The 10,713-nt window shown below is 71.5% G+C and carries 10 protein-coding genes; 1 reads left to right on the top strand and 9 read right to left on the bottom strand.

Annotated features, from left to right (window positions below):
• Positions 1 to 23: 23 nt before the first annotated feature.
• The 5 genes from ACFWEJ_RS22560 to ACFWEJ_RS22540 all read right to left on the bottom strand — a co-directional run bounded on the left by ACFWEJ_RS22560 (position 24) and on the right by ACFWEJ_RS22540 (position 6,999).
• Positions 24 to 2,264, bottom strand: a complete 2,241-nt coding sequence (locus tag ACFWEJ_RS22560; protein ID WP_377231423.1) for a hypothetical protein — start codon at positions 2,262 to 2,264, stop codon at positions 24 to 26.
• Between the two features lie 287 nt (positions 2,265 to 2,551).
• On the bottom strand, positions 2,552 to 3,706 hold the full coding sequence (locus ACFWEJ_RS22555; protein WP_377231422.1) for an ROK family protein: 1,155 nt from the start codon (positions 3,704 to 3,706) through the stop codon (positions 2,552 to 2,554).
• Between the two features lie 69 nt (positions 3,707 to 3,775).
• Complete coding sequence (locus ACFWEJ_RS22550) at positions 3,776 to 4,642, bottom strand: carbohydrate ABC transporter permease (RefSeq protein ID WP_377231421.1); 867 nt, start codon at positions 4,640 to 4,642, stop codon at positions 3,776 to 3,778.
• A complete protein-coding gene (locus tag ACFWEJ_RS22545; RefSeq protein ID WP_377231420.1) occupies positions 4,639 to 5,541 on the bottom strand; it encodes a carbohydrate ABC transporter permease in 903 nt (300 codons plus the stop codon). The genes ACFWEJ_RS22550 and ACFWEJ_RS22545 overlap by 4 nt, the downstream gene beginning before the upstream one ends.
• Positions 5,542 to 5,586: 45 nt before the next feature.
• Positions 5,587 to 6,999: an ABC transporter substrate-binding protein gene (locus tag ACFWEJ_RS22540; protein WP_377231419.1), complete on the bottom strand. Its 1,413-nt coding sequence runs from the start codon at positions 6,997 to 6,999 to the stop codon at positions 5,587 to 5,589.
• A 60-nt stretch (positions 7,000 to 7,059) separates the two neighbouring features.
• Between ACFWEJ_RS22540 and ACFWEJ_RS22535 the strand changes: the two genes are divergently transcribed.
• The gene (locus tag ACFWEJ_RS22535) at positions 7,060 to 8,517 is read left to right on the top strand and encodes a hypothetical protein (RefSeq protein WP_377231418.1); all 1,458 of its coding nucleotides are present in this window, start codon (positions 7,060 to 7,062) and stop codon (positions 8,515 to 8,517) included.
• 188 nt (positions 8,518 to 8,705) lie between these two features.
• Here ACFWEJ_RS22535 and rplI read toward each other — a convergent pair whose 3' ends face one another.
• The 4 genes from rplI to rpsF all read right to left on the bottom strand — a co-directional run bounded on the left by rplI (position 8,706) and on the right by rpsF (position 10,437).
• Positions 8,706 to 9,155: a 50S ribosomal protein L9 gene (rplI, locus tag ACFWEJ_RS22530; protein ID WP_377217594.1), complete on the bottom strand. Its 450-nt coding sequence runs from the start codon at positions 9,153 to 9,155 to the stop codon at positions 8,706 to 8,708.
• A gap of 17 nt (positions 9,156 to 9,172) precedes the next feature.
• Positions 9,173 to 9,409, bottom strand: a complete 237-nt coding sequence (gene rpsR, locus ACFWEJ_RS22525) for a 30S ribosomal protein S18 (RefSeq protein ID WP_020013532.1) — start codon at positions 9,407 to 9,409, stop codon at positions 9,173 to 9,175.
• 78 nt (positions 9,410 to 9,487) lie between these two features.
• Positions 9,488 to 10,036 carry a single-stranded DNA-binding protein gene (locus ACFWEJ_RS22520; protein ID WP_020013533.1) on the bottom strand — a complete coding sequence of 183 codons (549 nt, stop codon included), beginning with the start codon at positions 10,034 to 10,036 and terminating at the stop codon, positions 9,488 to 9,490.
• Positions 10,037 to 10,146: 110 nt separating this feature from the next.
• Positions 10,147 to 10,437 carry a 30S ribosomal protein S6 gene (gene rpsF / locus ACFWEJ_RS22515; RefSeq protein ID WP_285101724.1) on the bottom strand — a complete coding sequence of 97 codons (291 nt, stop codon included), beginning with the start codon at positions 10,435 to 10,437 and terminating at the stop codon, positions 10,147 to 10,149.
• Between the last annotated feature and the right edge of the window lie 276 nt (positions 10,438 to 10,713).

The following is a 10,713-nucleotide window of genomic DNA, read 5'->3' as shown; positions in this document are numbered from 1 at the left end:
AAAACATCACGACTCCTGTCACGTCAGACGCGGATAATACACAACAGGATCAGGCCCGCGACGGCCGCCAGCAGGCCGAGCGCCGCGAAGATGACGACGCCGATGCCGATGGCGCCAGCCCCCGAACCGTCGACCCTGGTGCGGAGCTCGCCCGTGCCGTCGGACAGGAGCGCCGTACCGGACGCCACCTCCGTGGTGCCCGCCACGAGCTTCGCGGAACCGTCGGCGAGCTGCTGCGTGCCGTCGGCCAGTGTCACGGCGCCGCCGGCCAGCTTCTGGGTGCCCTCGTCCAGCGCACCCGTGCCCTGGACGAGCGTGCGGGTGCCCACCCGGGCGTCCTTGAGCCCGTCGCGCACCTTGACCGACCCGTCGGCCAGCCTCTGCGACTTCTCGACCTTGGGGACGACGCGGTCGCGCACCTGGATGATGCCGTCGACCAGGCGGCCGGAACCGTCGTAGAGCTGTCCGACCCCGGAGACAAGGGCAGGCGTCTGGCCCGCGAGCGTGGCGTTGCCGTCGGCAACCTGCGTCGCACCGGAGAGCAGGGCGGGCAGGCCACCCTTGAGCTGACCCGTACCGGCCGCCAGGTCGGCGTTGCCGTCGGCGACCCGAGTGGCGCCCGACAGCAGCTCGGGCAACTTGCCCTTGAGCTGACCGGTACCCGCAGCGAGCTCGGTGTTCCCGTTGGCCACCTGCGTGGCACCCGAGAAGAGGAGCGGGGTGCTCTGGGCCAGCTGGGCGTTGCCTCCGGCGAGCTGCTGCGAGCCGGCGACGAGCCCGGCACTGCCCGCATGAACCGAGCCGACACCCGCCACGTATGTCTGGATCCCCGGCGCAAGCCGCCCGACGCCGGCCTGCAGCGCCGCGCTACCGATCTTCGCCTTCTCCGATCCCTCAGCGAGCTTCGTCGCGCCGGTCTCGAGCGTAGTGAGCCCACCTGCGACCTGCTGCACCCCGCCGGAGACCTGAGCGGAACCGCCGGCGACCTGTTGCGCGCCGGCCGAGACGGCTTTCGCGCCCGCCGTCAGAACGCCGAGCGAGGTGCCGAGGTCGGACGCACCGCCCTGCGCCTGCGAAGCCCCCGCACTGACCTGGCCCGCGCCGACAGCGAGGTCGCCCGAGGCCGCGGCAAGTCCCTGGAGCTGAGCCTTCAGCGTCGGGTCGTCCGTTGCACCAGCGAGCTGGGCGAGCTGCTCCTGGAGGCCCAGGTTGCCGTCCTTGACCTGGTTGGCACCGGTGACGAGCCCGCCGATGCTTGAGGCCAGCGTCTTCGCGCCCGTCTCGGCCGCACCAGCGCCCGCCGCCACCGGGGCAGCTCCATCAGCGACCTGCTTGGCGCCTGCCGCCGTGGATGCCGCGCCATCGACCAGCGTCGGCGTGGCCGAGCGCAGCTGGGTGAGCCCGGCTGCGACCTGGTCGACGCCGGCATCCAGCGATACCGCACCTTCCGCGAGCTCGTTCGCCCCGGCCTGAACCGCAGCGGTCCCGCCGAGGATCGTCCCGTTGTTGGCCGCCAGCTGGGACAGTCCGCCGTTCAGCGCCTGACTTCCGGCGAACACCTTGCTGGACCCGTCAGCAAGCTGGTTGGCTGCGGCGTCGACCTGTCCAACTCCTGCTGCCAAGTTCTGCGACCCCGTCGCGAGCTGACGCGCACCCGCATCGAGCGGCGTCACGCCGGCACTGACCTTCGCCACGCCTGCCTGCACCTGACCGGCCCCGGAAGCCAGCTTCTGCGCGCCCGTATTCAGCGGGGACACGCCGTCGCTGACCTTCACGACACCCGCCTGAACCAGCGCAGATCCATCAGCGAGTCGCTCCGCACCGTCGGCCAGCTCCGGCGCCTTGGTGTTCAGCGTCCCGAGACCCGCGTTCAGCTTCGTGGAACCGGCGGTGAGCTGGAGCGACGCGTCGGCCAGGTCGGCGACGTCCTCCGCCGTCTCGGCCGTGCCGTCCGCAATCTTCTTGGACCCGTCGTGCAGCTTGATCACGCCCGCGCGCAGCTCGCCCGCTCCGGAGTCGAGCTGGCCCGCCCCGTCTGCGAGCGCCTCGACGCCCGGCACCACCTCGTCCTGGACGGCAGCGTTGAGGTCCGTCGCCCCGGCGCCCAGGTCGCCGACGCCGGAGACGAGGTCGGCCTGGACGCCGTCGTTCAGCTCTCCCGCGCCGTCGGCCAACCGGCTCGCGCCATCCGCCACCTGCCCCTGGAAGAGGAGCATGAAGGCCGTGACGACGATCGCACCGGCGAGCAGCAGTGCGACGCCCAACGCGGTCAAGATCGTTGGACCTAAGCCTGATCGTGGTCTCGGTGATGCATGAAGCTGCGTCATCGGTTCGCCTCTCGTTCTGCGGGCTTCGTCGCCCCGCGGAAGTTGTCGGACCGGCGCCCCTGCCCGCCGGGCTCGCCATCGTTGGCGAGCACGAAGCCCGTGGTGGTGGGCGTCTGCGCAGAAGTTACCCGGGGGTATGGCCCCGCGGAACGCTTTTACTGATCACAACTCAGTAAAGGAGCGAAGATCACCCGCTCGCGCGAAACGGTTCTACTGACCCCAAGTCAGCCGATCCGGGCGTCCACGGCCTCGGCCGAGAAGCGGTCGTCGATCGCCACCCGCGCCAGCCCGACGAGCACCGCCTCGGGCCCGAGCGCGGCAGCCCGGATCCGCAGGCGCGCGGTCGCCCGGGGCTGCGCGCCCGCGTACACGCCCGCGCGGATCCCCGCGATCATGGCGGGCACCGCGAGCTCGCCCGCCACGACGAGGTCGGCCGGGTTGAGCACCCCGACGACGACGGCCAACACCCGCCCGATCAGCCCCGCAGCCCGCTCCAGCTCCGCCGTCACGAGGGCGTCCCCGCGCTCGGCCAGCGCACGCAGCTCGGCCAGCGAGCCGACGTCGGAACCCGCCTCGCCGAGGCGGCGCAGCAGCGCCGTCCCGCCCGCCTCCGCGGCAAGGCAGCCCCGCCGGCCGCAGCGGCAGACGGCGTCACCGCCCACGTCGACGTGCCCGATGTCGCCCGCCCCGCCGTCGGTCCCGCGGTACGTGCGTCCGTCGATGACGAGGCCAGCCCCGAGGAACCGGGACACCTTGACCAGCACGAACGGCTCAGGCCTGCCGTCCCGCCCGGCGCCGAGCTCGGTGAACTCGCCGTACGCCATCGCGTCGGCGTCGTTCTCGAGGTGCACCGGCACGTCGAACCGGGCGCGCACGGCCTCGACGACGGGCCACGCGCCCCAGCCCGGCATCACCGGCGGATCGGACAGGCGGTGGTCGTGCGGGTCCACGGGGCCGGGCACCGACAGCGCGACCCCGCCGACGGCGGCGGGCTTGATCCCGGCGTCGGCCAGCAGGTCGTCGAAGCCGTCCAGGAGCTGCGGCAGCACCGCCTCCGGTCCCGCCGCGAGGTCCACGGCCAGCGACGCGCGGGCCAGGAGCGTCCCGTGCGGATCGAGGACCGCGAGCACAGCCGAATCCAGCTCCAGCGCCGCCACCAGCACCAACGAGTCCGTCGGGTCGAAAACGAACCGCTCCGAGCGCCGTCCGCCCGTCGCTCCCGCGTCGCCCGCCGCGCGGACGATCCCCGCCGCCACGAGCGCGTCCATCCGCTGCGCCACGGTGACGCGCGAGAGCCCCGTCGCCTCCAGCACCTGGCTCCGCGTCGTCGCCCGTCCGCTTCGGATGAGCTGCAGGATCTCGCCCGCGCCTGCTGCCACGTCGTTCCTCAGTTCTCTCGGGCCGACCGGCCCTTGTCGGCCGGCCGGCCCTTGTCGCTCCCGGGCCGATCAGCCCTTGTCTGCCCCCGCGGTCAGTCCCTCGGTGAGGGCACGCTCGGCCACTCCATACAGAATCACGATCGGCACGGTAAGGAGAACGCTGCCCGCCATGAGAACCGTCTTCGAGACCTCCTGGCCGTCGGCGAGACGGGTGAGCCCGAGCGACACGGTCCACAGGTCCTGCTTGGCGGACAGGAACAGGAGCGCGAACAGGAACTCGTTCCACGCGATCATGAACGAGTACAGCGCCGTCGACATGATGGTCGGCATCGCGAGCGGCACGGTGATGCGGGTCATGATCTGGAACCGGGAGGCGCCGTCGATCACCGCCGCCTCGTCGATCGACTCGGGGATGCCCGCGAGGTAGTTGCGCAGCATGTGCACCGAGACGGGCACGGTCAGCGCCACGTACGCGATCACCAGCCCCACCAGCGACGACCCGAGACCCAGCACCTGGAAGCCCACGAAGACCGGCACCGCGATGATGATCGTCGGGAACAGGTACACGGCCAGGAACAGCCACGAGACCTGGGAGCGCCCGGCGAACCGCAGCCGTGTCAGCGCGTACGACGCCGGCACCACCAGCGCCACGGTCAGTGCCGACGCCGCGACGGCGACGACCGCGGAGTTACGCATGAACCGCCCGAACCCGTAGCCGCCGTCCTCCTCGGAGGCCAGCACGGCGCGGTAGGTCTCGGTGGTGATCCGGTCGAGCTGCGGCAGCACCCGCAGCGGGTCGCGCAGCAGGTCGTCGATGCGCACGAAGCTCAGGCTCAGCATGTAGACGAACGGCAACACGGTCGCCGCGACGAGGGCCACGATGACGACGACGCGCAGCACCCGCAGCACGCTGCTCTGGACGGACACCGCGCTCATCGCGTCTCCTCCCGCTGCCGGGCCGTGAGCCGCAGGTAGATCGCCAGCGCGACCCCCAGGAACACGGCCATCACCGCGGCCGTCGCGCTGGCGCCGCCGATGTCGCTCGACCCCGTGAGCTGCTCGAACACGCGGACCGAGGCCACCTGCGTGCCCGCGGCGCCGCCAGTGAGCAGGTAGACGTCGTCGAACTCGTTGAAGGCCATGACCATGCGGAACAGCACGAGCAGGGCCACCGTGGGCAGGAGCTGCGGCAGCACCACGAACCAGAACTTCTGCAGCGGTGTGGCGCCGTCGACCACCGCGGCCTCCTCGATCTCCTTGCTGAGGCCCGTCAGGGCCGCCCCCAGGAAGAGGAACGCGAACGGGAAGTACCGCCAGATGTCGTAGACGATCACGGTGCCGAGCGCCGTGGGCGCGGCCGAGAGGAAGTTGACCGGGTGCTCCCAGCCGAGCACCTGTGTGCCGAACGCGTTCACCACGCCGTACTGCGGGTTCAGCGCGACCTGCCACACGAACGTGGTGGCCACGACCGGCGCCACGTACGGCAGGAGCATGACGGCGCGCAGCGGCGCGCGGAACCGGAACCGGTCCCGGAACGCGAGCGCCGCCACGAGGCCCACGGTGATCGACCCGACGGTGGTCGCCACCGAGTACTGGACGGTGGTCACCAGCGCCTGCCAGAAGGCCGGCGACGTGAGCACGTCGGCGTAGTTGTCGAGCGTGAGCTCGTTGAACAGGCCGTTGCGGGCCACGTCCACGTAGCGCGCGTCCTGGAACGACAGCACCACCGTCCACACGATGGGGACCACGATGATCGCGGCCGTCACGAGCACCACCGGCGCGACGAGCGTGATCCCGTCGCGGCTCTCGCGGCCGCGCAGCTTCGACGGCGGCACGCCCCTCCCGCTTCGCAGGCGCCCCTCCTTGACCCGCCTCATGGGTCAGTCGCGGCCGGCGATCTCGGCGACCGCCTCCTGCATGGCCGCCTGGGCCTCGGCGGCGTCGACGCTGCCCGAACCGAGGTCGGCCGCCGCCTTGGCGAGCGGCAGCTCGCTCGTGATCGGGCCAAGGATGGCGCCCTGGCCCTGCGGCAGCGCCCAGCGGTCCGCGGACTCGGGGGCGGCGGCCAGGGTGTCGGTCACCTCGGCGGGCCAGACGTCGGAGAACGTCTGCCGCGAGTCGATGCCGATCTCCAGCCCGGACCACGCGTCGGTGTACTCGGTGGGGTTGTCCGCCGTACCGGTGCGCACGGGCACCTTGCCCTCGGGCGCCATCGCCAGCCAGTCCTCGTACGCGTCGGACATCATGTACTCCACGAAGTCGGCCGTCTCGGGGTCCGCGCCGTCGGTGAGACCCCAGGACACGAACTCGACGTAGCCGGCGGCGTCCCCGCCGCCGCCGCCCGCGGACGGCCCCTCCACCACGGGCACGACGCCGGTGTGGTCGGCGAGCCAGCCCGGGTCGTCGGCGCACTCGTCGCACGACGGCGTGAACTCCTCCCGCAGCCCGGCCATCTCGTCCAGCAGGAACGACGACCAGACCGCCATCGCGGCCTGCCCGGCGAAGTACGACGCGCGCGTGGACTCGACGCCCTGCGAGCCCTCGGGCGAGAACTCGCCGGCCAGGTCGCCGTACAGCCCGATGGTCTCGGTGCAGGCGGGGCTGTCGAGGGTCGCCTCCCCGGCGTCGTCCACGAGCTCGCAGCCGTTGCCCTGGGCCAGGAACTCCAGCGTCTGCTGCGTGAACGGGTCGGCCGCGTCGGTGGACAGCGTGATCCCGTACCGCCCGTCGGCCGTCAGCTCCTCGGCGGCCGCGCGCAGGTCGTCGTAGGTGGTGGGCGGCTCCAGGCCCGCCTCATCGAACAGGTCGGTGCGGTAGTAGACCATCATCGGCCAGGCGTCCGAGGGGACAGCGAGCAGCTCGTCGCCGTCGCTGGTCAGCTCCAGGGCCTGCGGCGTGAACGTGTCGGCGCCGAGCGCGTCGACCACCTCGGCGGCGGCGTCCCGGTCGAGGTAGCCGTCCCGGTCGAAGGACCGGACCAGCCCGGGGCTGATCGCGTTGACCACGTCCGGCATGTCCTCGCCGGAGAGCGCCGCGGCGGACAGGAGCTGGGAGACCTGGTCCTCCTCGACCGGCACCAGGTCCGTCTCCAGGCCGGACTCGTCGGCCCAGGCGTCCATCGCGGCCTGCTGGATCGCGAGGCGCTCGGGCTGCGTCTCGACGGTCCAGACGGTGATCATCCCGTCGGACTCGGGGCTGCCGCTGCCGCAGGCGGTGAGCGTGAGGACCGCCGCCGCGACCGTCGTGGCCGCGATCGTCAGGCGGGCGGTGGCCGCGCGGTGGTGCCGGAGCATGACTTCTCCTCGTCATCGAGTGAGTAGATCTGGCACTTATGTCTAACCTACTGTCGAAAGATGCACAAGGACTTTATGGAAGATACGGCCGACGCCGCGGCTCGCGTCCTCGACAGCAACTGGACCGGGCGGCACACCGTCCCGGCCACGGGCCTGTACCCCCATCAGTGGAGCTGGGACTCTGCGTTCGTCGCGATCGGCACCCGGCACCGCGCACCGGCGCGCGCCCGGGCGGAGCTGGTCACCCTCCTCGACGCCCAGTGGCCCGACGGCCGGGTGCCGCAGATCGTCTACGACGTCGAACGCGACGACGACTACGCCCCCGGCGCCGGGTTCTGGGGTGCGCCGACCTCCGGGCTCGTGCAGCCGCCGGTGCACGCCTGGGCCGCGTGGCTCGTGCACTGCGCCGACCCGGTCGGGTCCGCCCAGGAGGGTTTTCTCGCGCGGGTGTACCCCCGCCTCGTCCGCTGGCACGGGTACCTGTACGGGCCGCGAGCGGGCGGCGTCGGCCTGCCCGTGACCAAGCATCCGTGGGAGACCGGCACGGACAACTCGCCCCTGTGGGACGCCGCGCTCGCCCGGGTGCCACCGGAGGCACGCACGCCCATCCGGCGTCCGGACCTGCGGCACGCCGGCACCGGCGAACGTCCCGGCAGCCGCGACTACCGGCGCTACTACCGGCTCGCCGAGGCGTATCGCGACGCCGGCTGCGCCGACGACGTGCCGATCGGGTTCGCGATGGTGTGCCCCCTGTTCAGCACGCTGCTGGCGGTCTCGGAGGTCGCGCTGGCCCGGATGGCGGAGGCGCTGCCCGACGGCGGGGGCGGGCTGCTGTCGCCGGACGGCGGGGGCGACGCGCGGGCCGGCGCGCACGAGGCGGCCGGTGCGCAGGCGGCCCGGGCGCACGAGGCGGCCGCCGCCCGGGTTGTCGCCGCGCTGGACGAGCACCTGTGGGACGAGGACCTGGGCCTGTACGTCGCGCTTGACGACACGACAGGGCGGACGGTCCGGCGGGCGACGGTGAACGGCCTGGTCCCGCTGCTGCTCGCCGATGGTCAGGCGCGGGCCAGGACCGGCGCAGCGACGTCGGGCAGGACGGCGGGAACCGCCGCAGGCGTGGGCTCGCTTCTGGCGGCAGGCCGCGCCGAGCGCCTGCTCGCGACGCTCGCCGGCCCCGGCTTTCTCGGGGGCGGACCGTACCTGCCGAGCACCTCGCGCGACGATCCGGCGTTCGACCCCGCCCTGTACTGGCGGGGGCCGGCATGGTTCAACATGTCGTGGCTGCTGCTGCGCGCCGTCGTCCCCCTGGGCCGCGACGACCTGGCCGCCCGGCTGCGCGAGCACTTCGCCGTCGCCCCGCCGGAAGGTTTCCCCGAGTACACGGACCCCGACACAGGCGCCGGCCGGGGCACGCGGCAGTTCTCCTGGACGGCAGCCCTGACCCTGGACGTGCTGCTCACGGACGAGACGGTGGCACTGCCGAACCCGACCCCGCCGTCGCCCCCGCCACTGGGGTGACCTCTACCCCGTCATTGCGCCCGAAAACAGCCACGTTCCGGGCGTAATGACGGGGTAGAGGCGCACCTTCGTGCGGCGGCGCGCGGCGACGCCTGCGACGTCGGCCCCCGTCCGCACAGCAGAAGGCCCCGGCTCCCACAGGGGGAACCGGGGCCTTCTCGCGATCAGGCGATCAGCTGAGCCGAAGCTCAGCCGGCGACGACCTGGACGCCGATCTTGGCCGACACCTCGGGGTGCAGGCGGATCGACACGGTGTAGTCACCGGTCGTCTTGATGGACTGACCGATCTCGATCTTGCGCTTGTCGACCGACGGGCCACCGGCAGCGGAGACCGCACCGGCGATGTCCGCCGTGGTCACCGCGCCGAACAGACGGCCACCGGGGCCGGCGTTCGCCGTGACGACGACCGGCTTCGCGGACAGCGAGGAGGCCAGAGCCTTCGCGTCGTCCAGCGAGGCGATCTCGCGGGTCTTGCGAGCCTTGCGGATCGCGTTGATGTCGGACTCGGCGCCCTTGGTCCACGGGGTCGCCAGCGAACGCGGGATGAGGAAGTTACGGGCGTACCCGTCCTTCACCTCGACCACGTCGCCGGGCTCGCCCAGGCCGGTCACCTCGTGAGTCAGGATCAGCTTTGCCATTGTTCTCGATCCCTTCCTCAGCGAGCCGTCGACGTGTACGGCAGCAGGGCCATCTCGCGGGCGTTCTTCACGGCCTTCGCGATCTGGCGCTGCTCCTGCACGGAGACGCCGGTGACGCGACGGGCGCGGATCTTTCCGCGGTCGGAGATGAACTTGCGCAGCAGCGCCGTGTCCTTGTAGTCGATGTTGGCGATCTTCGCGGACTTCAGCGGGTTGATCTTCTTCTTGGGCTTGCGCACCACAGGCTTCGCCATGGTGTTGCTCCTTCGTCAGGTGCTGCTCACGGGGCCTGGCAGGCCGCGTGAGCAAAAAAGGTGAACTGGGGGTAGCGGTTAGAACGGCGGGTCGTCCGAGAACGAGCCGCCCGACGACGCCGGGCCTGCCGTGGCCCACGGGTCGTCATTGCTCTGACCGCCACCGGAAGAGCTGAATCCTCCACCGGAGCCGCCGCCCTGCTGGCCGCCGCCTCCGTTGTAGCCACCACCGCCGCCGCCACCGAAGCCGCCGCCACCGGACCGCTGGGCCCGGGTGACCTTGGCCGTGGCGTAGCGCAGGGACGGACCGATCTCGTCCACCTGCAGCTCGACGACGGTGCGCTTCTCGCCCTCACGGGTCTCGTAGGAGCGCTGGACCAGGCGACCCTGCGCGATGACGCGCGTGCCCTTGGTCAGCGACTCCGCGACGCTCTCCGCGGCCTCGCGCCAGATCGAGCAGCGCATGAACAGGGTCTCCCCGTCCTTCCACTCGTTGCTCTGGCGGTCGAAGGTCCGCGGGGTCGACGCCACCGTGAAGTTGGCGACCGCCGCACCGGAAGGGGTGAAGCGCAGCTCAGGGTCCCCGGTCAGGTTCCCGATCACTGTGATGACAGTTTCACCAGCCATGCCAATTCCTCGATTCAGTCGACGTTCCGTACGCGTTGTCCGTGCTCGCGGTGAATGCAACCACGAACCACTGACACTCGCGCGGGCGTAGGAGGTTCAGTTCCGACGACTTACTTGTCGCCGGTGCGCAGGATCTTGGTCCGGAGCACGACCTCGTTGAGGCCGAGCTGGCGGTCCAGCTCCTTGGCGGTGTCCGACGTCGCGGTGAAGTCGACGACGGCGTAGATGCCCTCGGACTTCTTCGAGATGTCGAACGCCAGGCGGCGGCGGCCCCAGATGTCCACCTTGTCGACGGAGCCACCCTCGGTCGTGATGACCGACAGGTACTTGTCGAGCGACGGGGCAACGGTGCGCTCCTCGACCTCCGGGTCCAGGATCACCATCAGTTCGTACTGACGCATGTGTATACCCACCTCCTCTGGTCTCAGCGGTCACGGTCGTTCCGTGACAGGAGGGTTCACAGCAAGGGCCAAGCCTACCCGCCCTGTGGACAACGGCGGAATCGAGCGCGCGAGACCCCCCTCACACCGTCCACGGCACCAACGACCGCAGCGCCGGGCAGGTGCCGAAGTCGCCCTTCACCTTCTTGCCGAGGGAGTCGAGGGAGAGGCCGCCGGGGGCGTCTGCCTCCGAGCCCGCCGCCGGGAGGCCCTGGCCCTTCGGGAAGGTCAGTTCGG

Origin of the sequence: Promicromonospora sp. NPDC060204 (assembly GCF_042728455.1) — a bacterium.
GTDB lineage: Bacteria > Actinomycetota > Actinomycetes > Actinomycetales > Cellulomonadaceae > Promicromonospora.
The sequence above is the reverse complement of the archived record's forward strand: the minus strand, read 5'-3'. Positions and strand labels throughout refer to the sequence as shown.